At 42.8% G+C, this 23,700-nt stretch carries 17 protein-coding genes; 11 read left to right on the top strand and 6 right to left on the bottom strand.

The genetic code is table 11. The annotated features are described in order from the left end of the window. Positions 1–7 precede the first annotated feature (7 nt). The 4 genes from QO187_RS04720 to QO187_RS04705 all read left to right on the top strand — a co-directional run bounded on the left by QO187_RS04720 (position 8) and on the right by QO187_RS04705 (position 9,050). Positions 8–6,883: an Hpt domain-containing protein gene (locus QO187_RS04720; RefSeq protein WP_371547573.1), complete on the top strand. Its 6,876-nt coding sequence runs from the start codon at positions 8–10 to the stop codon at positions 6,881–6,883. Further along, the gene (locus tag QO187_RS04715) at positions 6,873–7,868 is read left to right on the top strand and encodes a chemotaxis protein CheB (RefSeq protein WP_371547570.1); all 996 of its coding nucleotides are present in this window, start codon (positions 6,873–6,875) and stop codon (positions 7,866–7,868) included. Before QO187_RS04720 ends, QO187_RS04715 begins: the two co-directional genes overlap by 11 nt. 17 nt (positions 7,869–7,885) lie before the next feature. Continuing rightward, positions 7,886–8,383: a hypothetical protein gene (locus QO187_RS04710; RefSeq protein ID WP_201579153.1), complete on the top strand. Its 498-nt coding sequence runs from the start codon at positions 7,886–7,888 to the stop codon at positions 8,381–8,383. Between the two features lie 139 nt (positions 8,384–8,522). After that, positions 8,523–9,050: a cytochrome b gene (locus QO187_RS04705; RefSeq protein ID WP_371547567.1), complete on the top strand. Its 528-nt coding sequence runs from the start codon at positions 8,523–8,525 to the stop codon at positions 9,048–9,050. An 85-nt stretch (positions 9,051–9,135) separates the two neighbouring features. On the opposite strand, the gene minE is transcribed toward QO187_RS04705, so the two are convergent. From minE to QO187_RS04680, 5 genes are all read right to left on the bottom strand, one after another. After that, entirely contained in the window at positions 9,136–9,426 is a 291-nt protein-coding gene (gene minE, locus QO187_RS04700; RefSeq protein ID WP_057762631.1) for a cell division topological specificity factor MinE, read from the bottom strand. A 2-nt stretch (positions 9,427–9,428) separates the two neighbouring features. After that, on the bottom strand, positions 9,429–10,241 hold the full coding sequence (gene minD / locus QO187_RS04695; protein ID WP_057761560.1) for a septum site-determining protein MinD: 813 nt from the start codon (positions 10,239–10,241) through the stop codon (positions 9,429–9,431). Positions 10,242–10,530: 289 nt separating this feature from the next. Beyond that, entirely contained in the window at positions 10,531–11,355 is an 825-nt protein-coding gene (gene minC, locus QO187_RS04690; protein ID WP_371547564.1) for a septum site-determining protein MinC, read from the bottom strand. Positions 11,356–11,426: 71 nt separating this feature from the next. After that, on the bottom strand, positions 11,427–12,524 hold the full coding sequence (locus QO187_RS04685; protein WP_371547562.1) for a hypothetical protein: 1,098 nt from the start codon (positions 12,522–12,524) through the stop codon (positions 11,427–11,429). Between the two features lie 381 nt (positions 12,525–12,905). Next, positions 12,906–13,868, bottom strand: a complete 963-nt coding sequence (locus tag QO187_RS04680) for an acyltransferase (RefSeq protein WP_160022419.1) — start codon at positions 13,866–13,868, stop codon at positions 12,906–12,908. A 374-nt stretch (positions 13,869–14,242) separates the two neighbouring features. Here QO187_RS04680 and QO187_RS04675 point away from each other — a divergent pair, with 374 nt between their 5' ends. From QO187_RS04675 to QO187_RS04645, 7 genes are all read left to right on the top strand, one after another. Further along, the gene (locus QO187_RS04675; RefSeq protein ID WP_057761553.1) at positions 14,243–14,899 is read left to right on the top strand and encodes an OmpA family protein; all 657 of its coding nucleotides are present in this window, start codon (positions 14,243–14,245) and stop codon (positions 14,897–14,899) included. Positions 14,900–15,254: 355 nt separating this feature from the next. Next, the gene (locus QO187_RS04670) at positions 15,255–16,715 is read left to right on the top strand and encodes an imelysin family protein (protein WP_371547558.1); all 1,461 of its coding nucleotides are present in this window, start codon (positions 15,255–15,257) and stop codon (positions 16,713–16,715) included. 307 nt (positions 16,716–17,022) lie between these two features. Then, complete coding sequence (locus QO187_RS04665) at positions 17,023–18,699, top strand: di-heme oxidoredictase family protein (RefSeq protein ID WP_371547555.1); 1,677 nt, start codon at positions 17,023–17,025, stop codon at positions 18,697–18,699. Between the two features lie 82 nt (positions 18,700–18,781). Beyond that, a complete protein-coding gene (locus QO187_RS04660; RefSeq protein ID WP_371547553.1) occupies positions 18,782–19,933 on the top strand; it encodes an imelysin family protein in 1,152 nt (383 codons plus the stop codon). A gap of 3 nt (positions 19,934–19,936) precedes the next feature. After that, positions 19,937–21,499, top strand: coding sequence for a DUF1513 domain-containing protein (locus QO187_RS04655; protein WP_371547550.1), 1,563 nt, complete (start codon positions 19,937–19,939; stop codon positions 21,497–21,499). 216 nt (positions 21,500–21,715) lie between these two features. Continuing rightward, a complete protein-coding gene (locus QO187_RS04650) occupies positions 21,716–22,249 on the top strand; it encodes a M48 family metallopeptidase (RefSeq protein WP_371547600.1) in 534 nt (177 codons plus the stop codon). 197 nt (positions 22,250–22,446) lie between these two features. Next, positions 22,447–23,049 carry a methyltransferase domain-containing protein gene (locus QO187_RS04645; protein WP_371547547.1) on the top strand — a complete coding sequence of 201 codons (603 nt, stop codon included), beginning with the start codon at positions 22,447–22,449 and terminating at the stop codon, positions 23,047–23,049. Here the strand turns inward: QO187_RS04645 and QO187_RS04640 are convergent. After that, complete coding sequence (locus QO187_RS04640) at positions 23,027–23,698, bottom strand: hypothetical protein (protein WP_102094101.1); 672 nt, start codon at positions 23,696–23,698, stop codon at positions 23,027–23,029. The genes QO187_RS04645 and QO187_RS04640 overlap by 23 nt on opposite strands. Between the last annotated feature and the right edge of the window lie 2 nt (positions 23,699–23,700).

Below are 23,700 nucleotides of genomic sequence, written 5' to 3'. Positions count from 1 at the left end.
TAAACCTATGAAAAACCAGCCCAATGACATCGTGACATTTCAGTGGTTGCTACCATTATTCAATCAGCAGTTAGCACAGATATCTGACGGTTGGCAATTAGGTGAATCTAGCATCGACCATGAGCAACTGACATCAAGTTATCATCAGATTAGTGGTGCGCTCATCATACTTAAACTTCCCTTATTAGCGGGTGTTGCTAGTAAGTTGAGTCAACTCGCAGGATTACAAAGTTGTGACGATTTTTCTATTAAAGAGCGCCGTATAGGTCAGTTCTCTCATCGATTATTACAACGAGAGATTAATCAGTATGCGCGTACAGGAATCTATCATAGAGGTCTAATAAGTAGAGCAATTGATGAGCTGACCCAAGCTTTGTCTCAACGAGATATAGAAACTGACATTCTTGTAAATGTTAGTGACGTTCAGCATGAATACGCAAACGATCATGCGAATAACGAAAATATTATCAATAATATTGAAGCCGCCCTACCTACAGAACAAATTACTGCTAGCTTGACAAGTGAACAGTGTCAGCAGTTGCTACTCGTATGGCGTCAGCAAGTACAAGCATTACTAATCACTAATACAAATCACTCATCAGCACTCAGTACCTTAGAAAAAGCTAGCCAGTATCTTAGGCAGACAACACACGATAGTGGTTTACAAAGACTATGGTGTTTGACTGAGTTATTGCTCAGTGATCTGGCCCAAAACGAAACGCCACTTCCTGAGCGTTATGCACCATTATTAGGTCAGCTTGATCAAGTTATAGAATCTTGTGCCCAATCAAATGAAGTACCTTCAACTATAGTTGTAAGATTGACCACCGCAATCTATGTCGAATTGAGTTATCTAGCGCACAGTAGCAAACGTACTCAGTCTATTTTGGATAAAGTATCTCAAAGTAGCACGACAGCGTCTCGTTTTTTACCGCAATTATTAACTCAGCTCGATGCGCTTATTTTCAAACTGGATGATCCAGATAGCTTGGTAGCTCCTTTACAACATATCAAAGAGCAGCTCAAAAACCGAGGCTGGACTTACTATGTGTCTCAGGTGGAATCAATCCTTGCAGATTTGAAACAGTCTCTTGTATCAGAAACAAGTTTTGCGCAAGAGCAGTGGCAAATTGAACGCAAGCTGCAAGAGTTATATAACGCTATTTATAGCACTGAGCAAACCATTTCTCTTAAGATTGGTGAGGCAACCTCTTTCGCTACTGTGCCTGAAGTGATAAATAGTAACGAGACAGAATTAAAAGGTAAACATGACTCTATTCCTACCGATGATGGCCTACGTGAGCTTCGAATTGCAGTAGAAGAGATAAAGCAAAACTTCAACGACTATATACAACACCAAGATATTGGGTTATTACCAGCGTCTACTGATTTTACCAGTATTGGTCAAGCCTTTGACGATATGGAATTGCCAGAAATTCGTCATACTATGGATGATATTGGTAGTTTATTTACACAGTTAACTACTCGTAATATTACTACCCCGAGCTGGAGTTTGGTGCAGGCGTTGGCTGAGAGCTTAACGTCTATTGAGCTATTACTTGATTATCTTGCGCAGCAGGTTTTCGACCAGCAGTTGCTCACTTTAGCAAATACACATACGGCCAGAGCAACACAGCTTCTTGATACTGATATCGAATCACCAGCAACGCTTAATGAAACTGTATTCGCTCAAGAGCCAGCTGCGACGAATGTTGTACGTTATGATGATAGTGGCGAAATTAACCCTATTATCAATATAGACGATGCAAATATAGTTGAACAAGATAAGTTGAGTCTGTCCAACAATACTGAAAGTGATGCACTAAAGCAGGCTCGTGAACACGTGAAGCCTGATAACTTTGAAACAGATGAAGATGTCCACGATATCTTTATTGAAGAAGTGACCGAAATTATCACTGATCTTGAAGATTTTCTTCCTATCTGGGCGCAAGACTCACAAGATCTAACACCATTGACTGAAGTGCGTAGAGGTTTTCACACTCTAAAAGGTTCAGGTCGTATGGTTGGTGCCTTTAGTATCAGCGAGATAGCATGGTCAATCGAAAACCTACTCAATCGTTTATTAGATAAAACATTGCCAGTAACAGATGATGTTGTAAATCTAGTGGTTGATACCACAAAAATTCTACCAGCATTGGTAGCAGATTTTTCAGCGCAGCGACCACCAAGCTTTGATCCTGCTATTACTATTTTACAAAGTAGTAATCTTATGAGTCAGCAGCCGGTCAACACTGGACTGACGACAGCTGAACTTGCTCCCAAAGAGTTTATGTCAGAGGATGTAGAATTAGAAAAATCGCTATTAGAAATTGATGATGTTGATAACGACTCTAATAACGATAGTACCGAATTGGTTACTGACTCGAATAACGAAGACGCAAATATTAATAAATATCTATCTACGTTAGATATTCCAGAAAGTCTTGTACCTTTTATTAGAGAGACTGATCAACTACCAGCTGATGCCGACGATGCAGATCCTGATATCAAAGAGATATTTATAGAAGAGGCCAATGAAGTATTGGCAGAAATTGTGCCGTTGTATGAAAGCTGGCAGAAAAATTCGACCGATCTAGAGGGCTTGAAAGATATTCGCCGTGGTTTCCATACCTTGAAAGGTTCGGGCCGCATGGTAGGCGCTAACTATACAGCTGAACTAGCATGGTCTATAGAAAACATGCTTAACCGTGTTTTAGATAATAGTGTCGCTATCTCAGCTGATATGCGTCAGTTGATTACAGATGTACTGGCAGCTTATCCTGATATGCTCATAGCATTTGAACAGGGTACTCAAGACTATCCAGCTGTTGTTCCAGTGTGGATTGCGTGTGCTGATGCGTATAGCAAACAGCAGGGGAGTGAATTTAGCTACTCTGCTTTGTTTGCACAATCAATAGATAGTTCTATAGATGAGATGGAAGAAAAGACGCCGTGGTCTGATACGGCTAAGACTGGCAATGCTTATGATGACAACAGTAATGAAGCTATAGACTCTACCTTACAGACCTTTCATTCGGTCAATGAAAAAATGGCAGAGGCAGCGGTTGTTCTTACCCCTCAAACTGAAGAAGAAAAAGCATTTTGTAAGATCTTTATTGATGAAGCAGAAGAGCTGCTTGATTGTATCAAACAGTTTGTCAAAGACAATAGAGAACAGCATCATATAGAAATCACAGATGAAATCGTACGCGCATTTCATACTTTGCGCGGTGCTTCGGGTTCTAGTGCTTTGGCCGCTATCAGCGAAGTCAGTGCGACCATCGAGCATAGCTTGGAGTCATTACAACAACAAGATATAGGCATGAATGCTCAGCACTTAGCAGCGTTAGCCCAGTCAGCCACATTAATAGAGGGTTATCTAAATAACTATAAGCAAAATATAGAGCAGCACGATGTATCAACAGAGGACGATGGGTCGCAGAGTCAGCATGATATAGCGTCATTGCAGGCCATGCTTGATGGGCAATACGTGGCTAATGACACTACTGTCATGACAAACAATAAACCGACGATAGAAGAGTTATTAGACAGTAATATTGATACGTTGCTCGATGCTGAGTGGGAACTAGATGATGCGTTGAATCATACTGAAATAGAGCATATTCAAAGTTATATAGAGCAGCAAATCTCTCAAATAGCCTCTCTCATGGAAAAGGCGCAAGCATTTCCAAAATTTGTCACGATTTTAGATGAGCTGGGTAATGCGTATCGTTATTTGAGTAATAATATCGATAAAGCTCAAAATCAAGACATTCAAGCGATATTGCATGCAGGTCATGCTCAGCTGATTGGCTTGTTCGATGCCTTAGCTGGAAGTACCTCCTTAAAAATAGATAAACAAGTCATTGATGATCTACAGAGTATTTATCAAGAAAGGGATGAGAACGAGGACGTTGGCTTCACCGTTAGAGTTGTTCCAGCAACTGAGCTACAGTTCGAAACCATTGATACTGATATCGAGCTATTAGAGATATTTTTAGAAGAAGCACAAGAGCTTGATACTGCACTAGATGAAAGCTTCAATAAATGGCGTGCCGATATCACCAATATCAATGCGCTGAAAGTTCTACAGCGTCATTTGCACACGATTAAAGGCGGTGCACGGATGGCCGGTATCCGTAGTATTGGTGATTTAACCCACGAAGCAGAAAGCGTCTATGAGTCGTTTGTAGAGAACCGAAGAGCGCCAACCGCGCAGTGGCTTGAAATCATGCAAATGGTGCAAGATACGATGTCACTACAAGTGATGCATATTGTGAGTCATAAGAAATCTTTCTTTACTCCAGAGCTAATTGAACAGTTGCATCAGCTTGAAAAAGCAAAAACGTTACCAGAGGTAGTCGATCTAGTCATACCAGTACCAAAAAATCACTTTGAACCTACAGAGCGTAGCATTGCTGCCAATGTTGTTGATAGTGATAATGAGGCATTGAGTACCCTAAGTCTGGATAGCATGATTAAGCAATCATGGGCCAATGGATTGCCTGATCCTGATATATTAGCGGTATTTTTAGAAGAAGCAGAAGAGCTTACCAATCGTAATAAGTATCTGCACTTGTTCTTAAAAGATACGAGTAATACCACAGCGTTACAAGCGCTCCAACGTGACTTGCATACCATAAAGGGTGGCGCACGAATGGTCACTGCCTCTGGTATTGCTGATTTGGCGCACGAGATGGAGTCGGTCTATACGGATTTTGTCAGTAATCGACGTCCAGCCACCAAAAAAGTATTAGAGTTGCTGGTTGCAAGTCATGACTGGCTGGCTGATGCAGTATTTATTCTTCAACAACATGTTAATCCACCGACGCCTACGCTGTTAATTGAAGCGTTGGAGCAGTTTGGTAGAAACCCTGATAGCCTAAAAACGATACCTAAAGAGTCTCTACAAGCCCAGCGTGAAGCAATCTTGATTGCCAAAGAAAACCAAGATTTGCAGTATCTTGCAAAAGATATCAGTGAAATGCCGTCTATGCTTAGAGATACTCACGAGGAAGATCAGAGCGCTAGTAGCAATGAGATGATTCGTATCTCGGGTGGTTTAATTGAGCACATGATTAATTTATCTGGTGAGTCAGCGATTAACCGTGCTCGTATCGATATGGGTATCAGTAGTCTAACAAACAGTATTGAAGAGATGGGTACGACAGTACAACGTTTGGCAGATCAGCTACGTCGTATGGAGATCGAGCTAGAAGCACAGATTCTATCTCAAATAGATGAGGAACTCATCGATAATGAAGACTTTGACCCTCTAGAGATGGATCAATACTCATCTTTGAATCAGCTGTCTAAATCTTTAACAGAGTCGGCCTCAGATTTGGTTGATATTAATCATACATTATTAGAAAAGACACGTGATAGCGAAAGCCTGCTGCTACAGTTATCTCGTACCCAGACGGAACTGCAAGACGGTTTGATGAATTCACGTATGGTGCCATTTACACGCTTGACACCACGTCTTGAACGTATCGTACGTCAAACAGCTAACGAGCTTAATAAGTCTGTTGAATTGACCATTGTTAATGCTGATGACGAGATGGATAGAACCATCCTAGAGCGCATTACGTCACCGCTTGAGCATATGTTACGTAATGCTGTCGACCATGGTATTGAAACCACGTCAACCCGTCTGAAGTCAGGCAAAGAGCGTAGCGGTCGTATCACACTTGAGGTCCGTCGTGAAGGTAGTGAAATCGTCATTCAATTAACAGATGATGGGCGAGGTATTGATGTTGAAGCAGTACGTAGTAAAGCCATCTCTCAGGGTCTAATTGATGCAGATGATAATAGTCTGTCAGACCTTGATATTATGCAATACATCTTCAACGCTGGATTAAGTACTAGTCAGCAAGTGACTCAGATTTCTGGACGCGGCGTTGGTATGGACGTTGTTATTAGTGAAATTCGTCAACTAGGTGGAGCGGTATCCGTCGTTTCAGAGTTGGGTAAAGGCTCAAGTTTCACAATGCGTCTACCACTGACGGTAGCCGTGTCTGACGCGTTGGTTGTTCGTGCTGCAGATCGCTACTATGCGATTCCATTGGTACAGATTGAGCGCGTGGTTCGAATGAATCCAGAGAAGCTCTATGACTACTATCAATCAAATGATGCCACATTGAATTTTGAAGACACTGAGTATCGAGTACGTTATCTAAATGAAATTTTATCAGGCAATAAGTTAAATGAGTTGGTGGTAAATACCAATACCAGCTTACCGCTTATCATTATTAAAAACCGTACTGGACAGAATATCGCTTTGCAAGTGGATCAGATTGCAGGTTCGCGCATAGAAGTTGTTGTCAAACCTTTAGGCCAACAGTTATCAAATATTCCAGGGGTTTCAGCTGCTACTATTATGGGTGATGGCTCGGTCATGCTCATCTTAGATTTGATTGCCCTTATGCGTAATGCGCAATTGGTCAAGAATATTACGAAAGCTGCTGATGCTAAAAGAGGACATATAGAGTCTAAATCTACCATTCTAGTCGTCGATGACTCCGTGACGGTACGTAAAGTAACCTCACGTTTCTTAGAGCGCCAAGGGTTCAATGTGGCAGTCGCTAAAGATGGTATTGACGCAATTGAGATATTGCAAGATATGACACCAGACATGATATTGCTTGATATCGAAATGCCTCGTATGGACGGCTTCGAGGTCGCCACTCAAGTCCGACATAATAGTCGTCTAAAGCAAATTCCGATTATTATGATAACGTCACGTACTGGCGAAAAGCATCGTGAGCGTGCCTTAGAGATTGGTGTGAATGACTATATGGGTAAACCATTCCAAGAAAAAGAGCTGCTTGATAAAATGCAAAAATTACTAGGTGAAGGGGTCAGCCTGACTAATGAAGGATAATGCACGTGTTTTAGCGCTGCGAAAAAAAAATAGAAACGATATTAAAGTGATGGTGGTGGCAGAAGACCATCGCCAGCGCATGGCTTTTTCAGATACGGTACGTGGGTTCGGCTTTATGCTAGTCGGCTGTGTGTCACGAGCACAGTGGCAGGAAACAGGTGAGCTTTCTAATTCAGCTATCGATATTTGGCTGATAGACAGTGATTATGATGACAGTGTGGCAATAGCGACGGTGGCATCCAAACCAGCAGCAGTACTGGTGGGCTTCAGTCAGGCTCCGTACCTAAACGAATCACAAGAATATGCAAAATGGCAGCGTAAGTTAAAGCGTAAATTTGCTCAATTGCTTGACTTGCCAACACTAGTAGATGCTCCAGCTTACAAGAGTGCTGATACTGACTGGCATTATGTCGTATTTTTGGGTGCCTCTATGGGCGGTCCTAGCGCGGTCAAAGAATTCTTAGATAATGTGCCAGCCACACTGCCAATTTGTATTTTATTGGCGCATCATTTCAATCAGGCCATGATTGGTACGTTGCCCCGCATACTTAATCGTCACAATGACTGGCGCTGTAAGATTATCGCTTCTTCACAGCGGCTACGTGCAGGAGAGTGTCTGATAGTTCCTATTGATAAGCAAGTTGTCTGTGATTCAACAGGTCGCGTGATACTATTGGATCAAGATTGGCATGGTGAATATAAGCCTGCAATTGGGCAGCTGCTCAAAAATACCAGTGATGTTCATGGTAGCGAGCTTATTAACATTATATTTTCAGGTATGGGTAATGATGGCTCTCAATACTTGGACCTAATCCAAGATAATAACAGTCAATTATGGGCACAAGATCCGAGCTTGAGCGCATGTCCAAGTCAGCCTCAGGCTATCATTGACTCAGGGTATTGCAATTTTGTTGGTAGCCCTACCGATTTAGCAAAAAAACTAACCGATTACATTGGTGAAAGGGCAGCTAGCCATTCACATTAACTTATTGCGAGTGACGTATGACACAAATTTTAAAACATTCGTTTGAGGCTGTGAGTCTGTTGACTACCAACAACGGTATGCTTGACGTTACTATTGTTCCAGCAGCTAACCAGCCGGACTGGATCATTCCAAGCAGCCTAATTTTGAGTGTGAATGAGTCCCAGCAGCAGGTTTCTAGATACGATTGGCAACAACAAGATTTGGCTGTATTTAATTTGCTACTGCAAAATCAAACTCCAGAAAAAATGATTGTTTTGGAAGGTAATACGACTGATCACCGTTTTGCCTTACAGACGGCAGGTGATTTGCGTCAGCTGCAAGCACGAATTTCTGAAGTGAAAGATGTAGAGACACCGGAACAGTTTAGTACTACCAATGGCAAAGATAGGGAAGAGTATTTTGATAAAAATGACATCTCATCTTACCTATATCAAACAGTAATGATTGATGACGAAATCTATTTAGTGCCAGATTTGGATAAAATTGCCTATCACCTGATTGATTTAGATGGCTAGATTCTCACCTGTATTTAAGGTATTCTCCATTCTATAAATAGTGAGCCAGTAATGTTAATGACCTCATCTGTTGAAGAGTTATTAACTGGCTTATAAAACTGATTAGAGATAATTCCTGATAAAGGTAGTAGAGTCACTCATGAATAATGCCAACTCGAATGTATCAAAGTGGTCGGTTAGTAGCCGTATTTTTCATTGGATTAGTGCAGCCTTACTGTTAACCACATGGATAATGATACTGCTATATGAGAATTTAGATAGCAATCTGTTTATTGGATACCATAAAGCGTTCGGCGTGAGCTTATTATTCTGGATGATTGCTCGAGTCATCAACCGCGTTTTTACTAAGGCGCCACCACCGTTAGCTATGCCAAAATGGCAAATGCTCGTATCTCAGCTTTCACATTTTGCTCTCTATGCCATACTGATTGCTATGCCAATGGTTGGCTTATTGATGGCAGTATATGGCGGTCGACCAGTCGATATTTTTGGTATCTTTCAGATCCCTGTATTCGTGACCCCAGATAGAAGTTTGGCTCGTTTTTACAATAACTTGCATACTGAGATTATCTGGCCAATGATTATTGGTTTTACGGTCTTGCATATAGCCGCCGCGTTATACCATCAGTTTGTCAAAAAAGACAATCTGATTGCCCGTATGAAGTAGTCTATGGCCAATAAACATAAAAAAGCCCCAAGTATCAAACTTGGGGCTTTTTTTATTCGTTGCGAAAGTACGTACTGTTAGAATGCTATTTCTTATGCTCAGGCAAATTAATATTCATCTCTAACACATCTAAGCTGTCTTCAGAACGATGGTTGATATTGACATCATCAATCTGCACACCGTTAACGTATTTGTTCACAACTTCTAAGATTTCACGTTTCATTTTTTCGATACGATCAACCGTTAATCGATTGTTCAATCGGTTTTCGCTAGCAACGATAACTTTTAAACGCTCAGTTGCTAAATTCGCGCTACCTGCGTTACTGTTGTCGTCAGTACCAAATAGGCTACTCCAAAATCCTTTTTTCTTAGTCATCATTATCCTCCAAACCAGCGCTGTAATAGACTCTTTTTCTTCACGTCAATATGACGTAGTGGACGCTCTTCACCCAAAAAACGGGCGACAATGTCTTCATAACATTGACCAGCAACAGAGTCGGTATAATGAATAACTGGTTCGCCATGGTTGGACGCTTCAAGCACTGAATGGCTCTCAGGCACAACACCAAGTAGTGGAACTTTTAGGATGTCATTTGAGATAGTATCAATATCCATCATCTCATTGGCAGCCGCACGTTCAGGATTGTAACGAGTGATAATCAAATGCTCGCGAACAGTCCCTTGGTTCTCTTCTACTTTTTTCGTCTGACTTTGCAGAATACCGATGATTCTATCTGAGTCACGCACTGAAGAGATCTCAGGGTTAGTGACAATAATAGCTTCGTCCGCATGATACATCGCTAGCTGTGCACCGCGCTCGATACCGGCAGGTGAGTCACAGATGATATAGTCAAACTGTTTAGAGAGCTCAGCCATTACCTCCGATACCCCTTCGTCAGTCAATGCGTCTTTATCGCGTGTCTGACTGGCTGGCAGGATATACAGGTTTTCAAGCTGTTTGTCTTTGACAAGTGCTTGCGACAAGCGCGCATTTCCAGTGATGACATCAACGAAGTCATAAACAATTCTGTTTTCGCAACCCATGATTAAGTCTAGATTACGTAGACCTACATCAAAGTCGATAACAACTGTTTTATAGCCACGTAACGCCAAACCAGCGGCAAAAGAAGCACTTGTCGTGGTTTTACCCACACCGCCTTTACCTGAAGTGATTACAACTATCTTCGCCACAATGGCACACTCCTATGAATCAATGGGATATCTTTTATATAAATAGCAAAATTACATGTTATTCACCTAACATATATACACTATCTTCGAAGCTAGCCTAGCATAAATAAACAAAAATTTATAGCAGCTCGATACTAAAGCAGAAAAACAACCTATGTATCGCTAAATTAGCCTCTCTGCGTAATATTAGTAGGGTTATAACTATGGTTTTTGGCTTGTCGAATAGAGCAGCTTAACTACCTTAGTTTTCTATAAAGTCACTTCACGGTGTATTATTTTTAATGGCGTTCTAAACTTCATCCATCACAGTAAATACTAAGCCTTCGCCTTCTACAAATTTCACTTGCACCGACTTGTCGATGACATGCTCAGGTAAGTTGTCTCGTAAGCAGTAAGTTCCTGCTACTGATACCAGTGAAGGATTAAAGACTTGGCAGAATATACGGGCATCTTTGTCCCCTGTTGCGCCTGCCACCAGACGCCCTTGTGCACGGCCATATACATGCAAGCTATTGTCAGTAATCGCTTCAGCGCCGCTATTGATACTACTGGTCAAAATCAAGTCGCCACCAACGTGATTGAGGCTTTGTCCTGAACGCAGCATTTGATCATAGATTAAGCTGGTAATATGCTGAGTACTTACCAACGTCTCGGTGGGCATATTAGATAGTGTGGTTTCAGTGGCAGGTTCGCTCGTGGTAGAAGCATTATCGACGCTATTAGCATTAACTGCTTCGGCGTTATCATTTCCTGGTGATGGTTGGGTAGGGATAGGGGCTTTTTTATTTGGTAATATACGCTCAATACGCTTACCATCTGCTGGAAATATCGCTAAGCGCTGCTCACGTGCTTGCGCATCAAGCATACCTGTCACCACGCCAATAGGCTGCAATCCCCATGCCCATAACAGCTCTACTAGTGCTGATAAATCCTGCTCAACGTCACTATCAATAAGGATAGGGATATTGCTCGATTTATTGCTGAGCGTTTCAGTTAGCTGAGCTTCTATAGCTGCTAGATCGCTTGTACTAAACTGTACGCGTGAAAACGTCAGCATCTTGCCGTAGAAAGCTAGCGCTGGTGCAGTCTGGTTATCGTTAGCTGAAACTGTCATATACAAACCCTTAAAAATAATTCTGTCACGGTATTATGTCTCTTATTACATCATGCTATTAGATAGCTAAACTATAGATTTAGTATATCTTGGTGCTTCCATTGCTGCACTTTTACTTGCGCTTCAAACGCAGTCAAACTGTCATCAATGATACTAGAAATTAAAGTATCTAGCGCTGTATTATTAGTATCTATTTGCGCAATACCGCTAGCAATTTCTATCATTAATATATCCAAGCGCTTAGGGTCTAAAAGTCGCTTGTTTAATGCATTTACGACGTTCTCACCGATATTGTGCCCGACGTGATGCAGCTGTGATTCAATCAGGCTGCCCGCGATAGGTATCATGCGTAGATAGCGGCGCAATTCAGGTGTGTTGGCCAATCCTTCCTCAATAGCATTGCCCATCTCGCTTGCCAATATACTGCCGCCACCTGATGAGGCAGCCAATTCCTGCAGCTTTGGTGCAAGCTCTGTACGCAGCATAGACAATACAGCTGCTTCAATCTCATTTCGATTTTTTGCAATCGTCGACTCGATGAATGATTTATGCGTGTCTGAACTGGTTAGCTCTTGTCGAAAGTTTTGTATCGCGGTCAAAATAACGCGATCAGAGAGCTCTTCTAACAGTAGGTCAATGTAGAACTTGATTCGGTTGATCCACGTCTGCGGCAGTACTTGATAGCCAAGCTGATATAGACGTCGTCCAATAACCACCGCTCGCAGCAGTCGTAAAGCACGTAGCTGCGGAAAGCAGCCTAATACTTCGTACCAATGAACGAATGGGAAAAAGAACCAGCGATAATAGACTTTTTGTTTGATGGCAATCGCCCAGCGCAATAACAACTCAACGACTAAAAAGATAGTAAAAAAACCTCCAGCAGTGCGTAGAGGATCATGTAGAGTGCTCTGATACCAATTGAGCGCTTCACTGATGGTTAGCCATTCTGCAGCATTACTACTAAAATTGCTCATCAAAATAGCATCGATACTGATCAATAGCAGATCAATACTGATCGCAATAATCATAACGATATCGTAAGTGAGCTTAAAGCGACTCGGCTTTGGGTGGTTTGGTCTTGGCGGCTCATCACTTATTGGATAAGGAGGCTGACTCAAAACAGATTCGGTAGCTAACGGCGAGCTAGTAGTAGAGGTGGGCACAGTCATACCTTATAAGTAATAAATGGCACAAAAAATGGGTAAGAATTCGATATTTACTACCATTTACTATCAAAGTAGACATCGAAAATCTATGAGTTCATGATTAGTCACATTATCAATGAATAAGGCTAAAAAACAACCCATCTTTGATTAAAATTTACTTATGATGCATGGCTGTTTTAACAGTAGGCATCATAAGTAAGATATGACTATTGTGACATTTGTACCCGTAATTTTGTTGTCCAATAACTTTTTATCTCGTGCTCGATACTTATTACATTAACGTTTGTTACATCGATATTTAGTACTTAGTATGCTTGTATAGACTGTGCTTGGTATTTGATAAGATTTAACGGACAGCCAGTTTAGTATTGCTGAGCGTCTTTGTTAGGCATCTTGCGTTTTAGGATTGGTTTCAAAATCTACCAACATAGTGCTAATACGTTCATCTTTTTGACGCCACACTTGCTCAACCCAGTCGAACATTTGAGCTTTTGTGTCTTCATCATTTTCGTAGCCACCTTGTTTGATACTTTCGAACAACGCATCTGGTATGTCGATGTAGCGCAAATCAACGCCCAAGCGTTTGATATTACCTTTCCAAAGATCCCCATAGCTTGGCACACCATCAGGGTATACGATGGTCATGTCTAATATGCCATCGATATCTTCACCTAGCGCGCTGATAGCCAATGATAATCCGCCTGCACGAGGTTTTAATAAGTGCGTATAAGGCGATTTTTGCTGAGCTTGTTTGGCTTTGGTAAAACGAGTACCTTCCAAATAATTTAATAAGGTAAAAGGTTTGTCTTTTAGTAGGGCGCAGGCACGTTTGGCTTCTTCGATGTCTTTGCCTTTTAGCGCAGGGTTTTTGGCGATGGCTTCTTTTGAGTGTCGGCGCATCATTGGAAAATCTAAAAAGTAAAAAGCTTGACCAACGATAGGGATGTAGATCAGCTCAAACTTGGTAAAAAATCGCGTAAGTGGCAAACGTTTTTCGCCAATATACTGCACGATGCTAGTATCGACCCATGATTGGTGGTTGCTCACTAGCAGGTATTTACCATTGGTATGGATATCGTCCGGTAGGTTGATACGCCAATCTTTACGAGGCAACATGTTATCGATCAAGGCACTGTTGCTACTGATCCAGTGAGTAGCAATTTTTATGACGGCTTTGTCTGCAATAGAGGCGCCAGTAATGACTTTACCGACGCCCATTAGCCATAAAGGAATACTACCACCGAAGCTATTGGCGGCGATGACACCAGTAGCTGTTGCAAGCGACACAGCTTTACCCAATTTAGGCGAACGTTTATGCATTTTTCGAATGGTAGATGTCAATCGCATGCTCAATCCTTTTCAGTCTATCTGATTAATAATAAGCCGTATGCCGCTGAATCTGTCCTAGTCAAGTCAGGAATATTATGAACGTAAAGCTTCAAATCATGACTATTTAAAGCCGACAAATTCAGCAATATAATTTTAGCAGAAACATGTTGTAGTGTACGGTTGTAAACGTGACTAGTGGTAGCAAGGCGCGAAAATTTGACCTATAAAATCATTGAAATATAACCTGCACTTCTCATACATAGGTATGACAAAATATTACACAGAGATAGGTTGTAGTTGCCATAATAATAGGGAATGTAGATAAGTACTTAAAAAAGATTAATGGACAATCTTTATAAAAAGCACGATTTTTAAACTTAAGAGGAAATATTATGCGTAATACTTTAATGATTGCAGCAGTAGCATCAGGTCTAGCACTTAGCGGCTGTACAACAGATCCAAACACTGGACAACAGCGTCTAAACAAAGCTGCTCTAGGTGGTCTAGTTGGTGCAGCAGGCGGTGCAACTATTTCAAAAGCAACAGGCGGCGACAAAACTGGTCGTGATGCGGCTATCGGCGCAGCACTAGGTGCAGGCGTTGGTTACTACATGGAGCGTCAAGCTCGTCAACTTGAGCAGCAAATGGCTGGCACAGGCGTAACTGTTGAGCAGAACCCAACCACTGGTAACATTGATTTGGTTATGCCAGGTAGCATCACGTTCTCATTTGATGATGCAACCCTTAGCTCATCATTCAAGCCAACGCTTGATAAGCTTGCTTCAACGATGAACCAGTATAACCAAAACACAATTACTATCGCTGGTCACACTGATAGCAAGGGTTCTGCATCTTACAACATGGGTCTGTCACGTGATCGTGCTTACTCAGTTGCTAACTACTTAACAGCTCGCGGTGTTGCTTCAAACCGTGTAAACGTTGTTGCTTACGGTGAGTCACGTCCAATCGCAGACAACAACACTGAATACGGCCGTGGTCAAAACCGCCGTGTTGAGCTAACAGTTAATGCACCACAGAGCGTAAACTAATAAATAGCTATAACTAATAAATAGTTATATAGCTATTAAGTATGTGCTAGATATTTGAGCACATATATTTCAAAAAGAGTCAGCGATATGCTGGCTCTTTTTTTATGTTTTCAGTCTGAATAAAACATTGAGTATTGATAGATAAAGTTAATATTAAATTAAATATTGATAATGATTATCAATAACACTATAATTTGTCAGTGTTTGCTATTAATGCAATATTAAACGTCTTATCGTGCGCACTGAGAGTCAATGTGCATGGCTAAGATAGCCTGCTGTAACATGGCTTGATTATCAAAATAATTGAGGCTACTTAACTAAAACGAATTTTTTGCTATATTTCTTGAGGATATGTATGACGATTACCACAGTAACGAGCCGTAAGCTTTTACCAACTACTTTAGCTGTTGCACTTGCAGGATTGTTAATGGTGTCGGGCTGTACAAAGCAAGCCGATGAAGACACCAATGCTGCGACAGAAACGCAAACAGAAGTAGCAAACACAGAGACAACTGATAATACAGAGATGACTGCTGCCGAAAAAGCACATATTGATAGATTGATTATCAGTTATGCAAATATGGCACACGCCGCCTATAAAGACTCGTTGGACACTGCTAAAGCGCTACAAACTGCGGTAGAAACTTACGTGGCCACTCCAACACAAGAGAACCTTGATGCTGCAAAGGCTGCCTATAAAGCAGCACGCCAACCATATTCACAAACTGAGATTTTCCGTTTTGATGAAGGCTTTGTGACTGCCAATGATAAACGTGCTATCAACAGCATCGATAGCTGGGAAGGGCAGATCAATGCTTGGCCACTTGATGAAGCGCTGATTGATTATGTTGGTGATGACTATGAAGGCGAATATAACAGCCAAGAGAACATCATTAATAGCGACAGCATTACTGTCGGTAGTATCAAGCAAGATACCAGTACGATTACACCTGAGCTACTCGCAGAAATGAATGAAATCGGTGGTAGTGAGGCCAACGTAACGACTGGCTATCATGCGATTGAATTTATGCTGTGGGGTCAAGACAACAATGGCGTGAAAGAAGGCGCAGGTAATCGCCCAGTCACTGACTATGCGACTGAAGCCGGACAGTGTACTAGTGGTGAGACCGTCAATGAAGATGCCAGTATCTGTGAGCGCCGCGGGGAATTCTTAACCGCTGCAACTCAACTATTGGTCGATGATTTGACCGCGATGGAAGCCCAGTGGCAGCCTGATACTGAGAATACCTTACGTAGTGATTTGATAGCGCGCAAATATGACAATGGTCTGCGCCAAATTATGTATCAAATGGGCAGCCTAGCACTAGGTGAGCTTGCTTCTGAGCGTATGCAGGTCGCTTTCGTTACTGGCTCTACCGAAGATGAGCACGAATGCTTTAGTGATTTGACTCATTTGAGCTATGCCAATAATGCGCGCGGTATTCAAAACGTCTTTAATGGTAGCTATACAACAGTCGCTGGTAAGACAGTGGGCGGCTACGGTATCAAAGATTATCTGACGGATAACGGCCACACAGAAGCTGCTGATAAATTGGCTGCTGAGTTCAACAAAGTAGAAGGCACGTTTAACGTTATCGTTGAAAAAGGCGAAAAAGACGGTATCAAGATTGACCAGATGATTGCAACTGTCGGTCAAGCCAGCCAAGAAGGTATCTCTGCTGAAGAACAAAACGTCCGTCGTGGATGGGTTGAAGCGGGTATCACTAGCTTACAAGAGCTGACCGCCAGTATCGAAAACGCTGCAAAAGCAGTTGGAATCGATAATCTAGACGCAGATGCCGGGTCACAATTTTAAGAAAAAATTTAGGCTAGCGGTCCTTATCTATAAGCTAGCGGCACTTATTTAAAAGCCTTTCATTGGCTTTGCGACGTTTTATTAGTCGTTATAGGTCAGCAACCGCTGTTTATTGGATACTTAGATTAGATATAATACGTGCGTTGTCAGCCACCGTTGGCAACGCATTTTTACGAGCATTAAATAAGCCAATTGGCCGGTTTACCATCTCATTATATGTCGATAAGCAATGATTGTGACGACATATAATGAGACGGTATGACAAAATTTTAATGGTTCTACTCTAGCGCTAAGGCAATTAATTTCTATGAACGCCAATTATGTTAACCCCTCTGATTCCCCTCTTGCTACTCAAATCCTACGACATATACCTTCTAAGCTTGCGCTAATTATCGCCAGTGCAATGGCTATCAGTGCGTGTCAACCATCTGATAGCGTTTCTGACGACACTTCTAACAATGTTTCTGATAACACTTCAGAGCAGGCCTCAAGTAATGAAAGCAGCAGTGAAAACAGCCAAGCGCTGTCATCTGAGCATGCCAAAAATATAGAAGTACTAGCAGGCGTGCCAATGCAGCAATTGGTGAGCTTTGACCCTCAAGAGATTAAGCAGGGCGGCGACTCTGGTATTAGTATTAGCAGTGCTGAGAGCTACTCAAAGCCCTCATCGAACCTAGCAGCTTCTCGAAAAGGATCGTTCTTTATTGGTAATGCATTCTTTAAGCAGCCATGGGTCGTTGCACCTGCTAGTACTGATAGTCGTGATGGACTGGGTGCATTATTCAATGTAGCCGCTTGCCAGTCCTGTCATGTCAAAGATGGGCGCGGTCACGCGCCGATGACTGCCGATGACGATGCTGATAGTTTATTAATTCGTCTGTCTATGCCAGCGACGACCGATGAGCAACGTCAGCAGCTACAGGATTCGCTAATTGAAAAGGTGGTTCATCCTATGTATGGTAGCCAGCTACAAGATCGCGGTATTCAGGGCGTGCCTGCTGAAGCGAGAATTGCGGTGCAATGGACAGACAAACCAGTTACCTTTGCTGACGGATATGTCGAGACACTACGTGCGCCAACGTTTAATTTGACCAAACCTGGTTACGGTGCTTTTGACGATGACATGATGGTATCGCCGCGTGTGGCGCTACCGATGATTGGGCTTGGGCTACTAGAGCAAATACCTGACGATGACATTAAAAAGCAAGCCAGCGACAGTAGTAATGGTGATATCAGTGGTAAATTTAACTGGGTGACGGATCCACAAACGGGCAAGCGTGCGCTTGGACGATTTGGGTGGAAAGCGGGTCAAACCAAACTTATCACCCAAAACCAAAGTGCCTTTAACGAAGACATGGGTCTGACGTCGAACATCCGTCCTAACGAATCCTGTATGCCAACGCAGACCGCATGCCTAGATGCAGCGACAGGTGCTGATGAACAGGGCAATGGTAAATCACCCGTTGAAGTAAACGATGAGGTAGCGAAATTTGTAGAGTTTTATACTCGCAATTTAGCAGTGCCGCATCGCCGTAATGCAGATGATAAGCTTGTGCTGGCTGGCAAAAAGCGTTTTTATGACATGGGTTGTCAAAGCTGTCATACGCCAAGATATCAGTTGCCAAAAACCGACGATGATCATCTTGAGCAGCATGGACAAGTGATTTATCCTTACACAGATTTGCTATTGCACGATATGGGCGATGATCTCGCTGATCGTACGATTGCTGGCAAACTACCACCAAAAGATGCCCAAGTTGAGTTTTTAGCCAACTCTTATGAATGGCGCACACCAGCACTTTGGGGCGTAGGGCTTGCGCAGACAGTTGATCCTCAAGCGACGTTTTTGCATGATGGCCGTGCCCGTACATTGATGGAAGCTGTTTTGTGGCATGGCGGAGAAGCCGAAAAGCAAAAGCAACAAGTATTGAAATTAGATAAACAAGGTCGCGCAGAGCTTAATGCGTTCCTAAAGTCGCTATAATAAAATCATTGTAATAAAGTCGCTATTATAAGACCAGTATAAAACGCTATAAATTACTACCTACAACATTACCGAGAAACCTATGAAAATAAACCACGCTTTGGCAATGGCGCTATCTGCATTGAGTGCTGGACTGCTGATCAGTTGTGTCAAACCTGCCGATGACAACAAAACTGCAGATGTAGACAGCCAAAAAGTTGTGCAAGACAGTGCAGCTACTGACAGCTCAGTAGAAAACAGCAAAGAAAGTACTGAGCAAATCGTTGCAGTAGATATCAGCCCTGAGACTGCAAAAACGTACTTGACGCATGTGGCAGACGATATCGTGATTCCTGCGTATGCTGATGCAGCCAAGCAAAGCGATCTGTTGAACGAGTTGGCGCAGAAGCATTGTACCCAAGCGCCAGTAAGTGGGGATGAGCTACAAGCATTACGTGCACAGTGGCTAGTATTGGCACAAGCATGGTCAAGTGCTGAGATGGTCAACTTTGGTCCTGCGACTGCTAGTATGAGCAATCTATACATCAACTACTATCCTGACGAGCGCGGACTCGTACACAGTGGCGTGGCTGATTTAATCGCTGCCAATCCAAAACTAACGCCAGAACAACTTGCTGGCGAGAGCGCTATCGTACAGGGTGTGCCAGGGTTAGAAGAAGCTTTGTTTGCTAATGAAAGTCTAGACGCCGGTCAGTGTGCTTACGTGATTAGCGCCAGTAGTGCGTTGAGTACGCGTCTAAAAGACATCGAGAAAAACTGGCAGCAAAACGCGACTGATTTATTGGCGATAGACAAAACAGCAGAGAGCGATAGAGGTCTAAATCAGTGGATTAACTCTCTACTGTCATTGATTGAGACCATGAAGTCTAATGCCATTGATCAGCCACTCGGTCTGACAGGTAAGGCAAAAGGTCATCTGCCTGCTGCTACTGCTGGTCAAAGCCGCGCTATCATCAATGCTAAGTTAGATACGATTAATAAAGCCATGACTGACCCTGTATTGACGGCTATTCTTGGCAGCAATGACGAAAACAAAGTTTCGGATAATCTATCAACTGCATTGGCTGATACAACCGCATTATTAGCACAAATGCCAGAAGATTTATCAGAGGCTAGTAAGGACGACCAACAAGCGTTATACGATCATTTGACTGATGTCACTCGTCTGATTAAGCGCCAGTTAATCCCAGCACTTGGTATTCGCGTGGGCTTCAATAGCACTGATGGCGATTAGACAATGTCTACTATCGAAGCGAGTACAGCAGTGTCAGCAGCCCAGACTCATGACCAGTTAAATAGGTCTAATCGGTCTGGGACAACTTCGTCAGCTCATGAGCTTTTGACGACTTCAGTGCTGACAGCAGTGGGTACGGCAGCATTGGTCGGTATTCACCATTGTTATCGTAAGCAGCAGCATCCAGATGCCAGTCTACAAGATTATGTAGATGGTATTTGTACACAGTTGCAGGCATTACATGCGGCACCTGTTTCAACGCCGAAGCTTTCGCGCTTGCGCTATGCTTGTGAGCAAGCAGCGGCAACATGGAAGCAGGCTTATCATGCTGTAGGTGATGATAAAAGTAACACGCCTGACTTTGCTGTCATGCATACGACAACGATGCTGGCGCGCCCAGTCAGCTGGGTCAGTGGCGTCGCATCCATGCCAAAAGATCAGACCTCATCAAGCCAAAATGAGCATGACTTTGGTGTGATAGGTATTGATGCTGACAGACAAATCGTTTGGCAGACGACTATGCCTGAGCGCGTCCATGACATCGTTGTTCAGCCTGTATCTGTCAATGTATCTGAAGCTCAAACTCAGCATAGCAATGTCGATCAAAAACGTGATGTCGTCGTCATGGGTCGTCGTCCAAGCGAAAAATTCTGGGTGCTTAATACATCAAATGGGCAAGTTCAATATGCGATTAAAGCTGATGTAAACCGTCACTTTTATGGTCATGCTTGCTATAGCTTAGATGGCAGCTTGCTCTACGTAACCGAGAACGACACAGTGAGTTTGGCAGGTAAAATTGGTATCTATGATGCCAATGATGCTTATCAAAAAGTAGCAGAATTTGACTCATATGGTATAGGCCCGCATGAGCTGATTATGCATCCTGATAGCGAAACGCTCGTCATTGCAAACGGTGGTATCAAAACCGAGCAGGCCTCACGCGAAGAGCTAAATCTAGATACCATGCGACCCTCACTGGTTTATCTGAATCGTCATGATGGCACCCTGCTTGAGCAAGTGACTCCCGAACACAATCAGATGAGTGTGCGCCACTTAGCCATGCACAATGACGGCACTGTCATGATCGGTATTCAGTTCCAAGGTGAAAAACATATCAATGTCCCATTGGTATTGACCCATAAACGTGGTGATGCCAGCTTGACCCCACTGACCATGCCAAACAATCAATGGCAACGTTTTCACCAATATATCGCTAGCGTGGCAGTGGATAGTGAGCGTAACCTACTTTGCGTGACTACACCGATAGGTGGCTGTGCGGCGATTTATGATTTGCGTACTCGCAAACTGATTGATGATATAAGTCTGCCAGATTGTGCAGGGGCTTCGGTGTTAGCTAATTCTAGTGCTTCAATGAGTAAAATTGATAAACATGCCGAGCCGACAGGTTTTATCGTTAGTGATGGTCAAGGTCAGTTAACAGCGTTAAGGGTAAATGTTTTGCCTGAAGTAAAGTTGGACGTAAACGACGTTGAAACTCATGAGCGGATTATCAAAGACAGTCAACTGCATATGATGTCGTTTGACAACCATTTGCAAGCACTGTGACCCATGATGTTCAACAAGAGCGACAGACGAACAGGCATGGTGATTAATAATGACTATCACTAGAATGACAGTAATAGTCAGCCAAGGAGGTAGAGCATTAGCTTAGACACCAATTTAGATACTGTCAGACATCAGCTTGCACAAGCAGGCATCGAGCTACATATCAGTCAAAAGCGTGTTAAAAATATCAATTTTCGCTTAAAGCCCCATACGTTGATGGTATCTGCACCGATGCATGTCAGCGCATCACAAATGTTGCATGCTGTTGCTAAGCGGGTGCCTTGGGCTATTGCAAATCACCCGCAAGTATTAGAGCAATACAAACGTAGACAGAATACGTCGTCAAACTTTTCAACTGCTAATAATTCAGTTTTATTATGGGGTGCAGCGCAATCATTTACGCTCAGTCCCGATCAAAAAATCACCTACTATCGGCAACAACTCTCCGAAGTCGCACCTGCACTATTTGAAAAGTGGCAGCCAATCGTTGGCACTTATGCCAATGAAGTAAGATTAAAAAAAATGCACACGCGTTGGGGCAGCTGCAACACGCGCGCAAAACGAATTTGGCTATCAGTCTATCTTCCTGCCTATCCTATCGAATGCACCGAATACGTAATCGTTCATGAGCTGTGCCACTTGCATCATGCCAACCATAGCCGAGCGTTTTGGCAAACGGTTGCGACAGCGATGCCAGATTATTTGCAATGGCATAATATCCTAGCGGGCAAGACAGGGCAGCTGGATTAAACGTATCATCTAACTATCTAACTAGCCCTCGTAAATAGCTCAATATCATCTGCGTCACTTTCATTATGCTGAGCAATAACTCCTATTTTCATCATCATTTTTTAAAATAGGGACACGTCTGAATAAGCCTGATATGATAAGGAATAACGGTACAAATCGTTTCGTTTAAACAATAGGTTTATATACAGGGATGTCATATGGAAAACGTCAACCAAGCGGAGTTTTGGCAGCAGCGTTATGAGAAGAACAGCATCGGTTGGGATATGGGACAGGTATCGCCACCGCTCAAAGCTTATATTGACCAGTTACCTGAGAGCGCGAAAGATCAAGCGATATTAGTGCCAGGTGCAGGCAATGCCTATGAAGTGGGCTATCTATATGAGCAAGGTTTTACCAATGTCACGTTAGTTGACTTTGCCCCTGCACCGATTGAGACATTTGCAGAGCGTTATCCTAACTTCCCCTCTGAGCGCCTGATCTGTGCAGATTTTTTTAGTTTGTCAGCTGAGCAGTATCAATTTGATTGGATACTTGAGCAGACGTTTTTTTGTGCGATTAATCCATCACGCCGTGATGAATATGTGCAACAGATGACAAGGCTGTTAAAGCCGCAAGGCAAATTAGTTGGGTTGTTATTCGACACAGATTTTGGACGGGAAGAGCCACCATTCGGCGGCAGCAAGGAAGAGTACCAACAGCGTTTTCAAAGTCATTTTGATATCGATATTATGCAGCCCAGCTATAATTCACATCCAGCACGGCAAGGTAGTGAGCTATTTATAAAGCTGCAAGTAAAGTAAGCTCGCGCTTAATATTATCTCGAGCTTGCGTTTCTAACTGCTCATAGTAATGGTCAGTCAGATAGAGTTTGGGATGCGCTAGTAACCCTTGTAACACTGCAGTACGCCCATCACGGTAGCTGTCATCGGCGACGTGTGCATATTCTTGACGTATCGCCTTTGCATACTGCTCATATGCAGACCAAGGCGCACCCAACATACTTAAATCCATATCTAACAGATATGCCGCATCGTTATATTTGTCCCTGTCTACCAACATATCTATCTGATGATTAGCCGTCATCATAATGAGAACGTGAATGTGTTGGCATTGCTCTGTGCTTAGATAAGGGCCCAAAGCATCTGTCGCAAATTCTGTACTTTTTAGCTCATTGTCGAAGCGTGTTGGGTCGTAAATCACATCATGATAGTACAGTGCCAATGCAATGATATGTGGCTTAGCAAGATGGTGCTTAATATTCTCAAACTGTACCAATAACTGCTCAATGTGATTGAGTGTATGATAAGCACGTTGTGGTTCACCATAGCGCGTCACGATATCTTGCCAAAGCCTATCTATTTGCTTTGGCGAGATATCACTGGTCATAGTTGACAAATGCTGTGCAAAGCACTTGCCAAGCTCATCATGCTTATTTGAGACAGTTTTCATAT

The sequence above is a fragment of the Psychrobacter sp. Arc9 genome (genome assembly GCF_041431295.1).
Lineage (GTDB): Bacteria > Pseudomonadota > Gammaproteobacteria > Pseudomonadales > Moraxellaceae > Psychrobacter.
The sequence above is the reverse complement of the archived record's forward strand: the minus strand, read 5'-3'. Positions and strand labels throughout refer to the sequence as shown.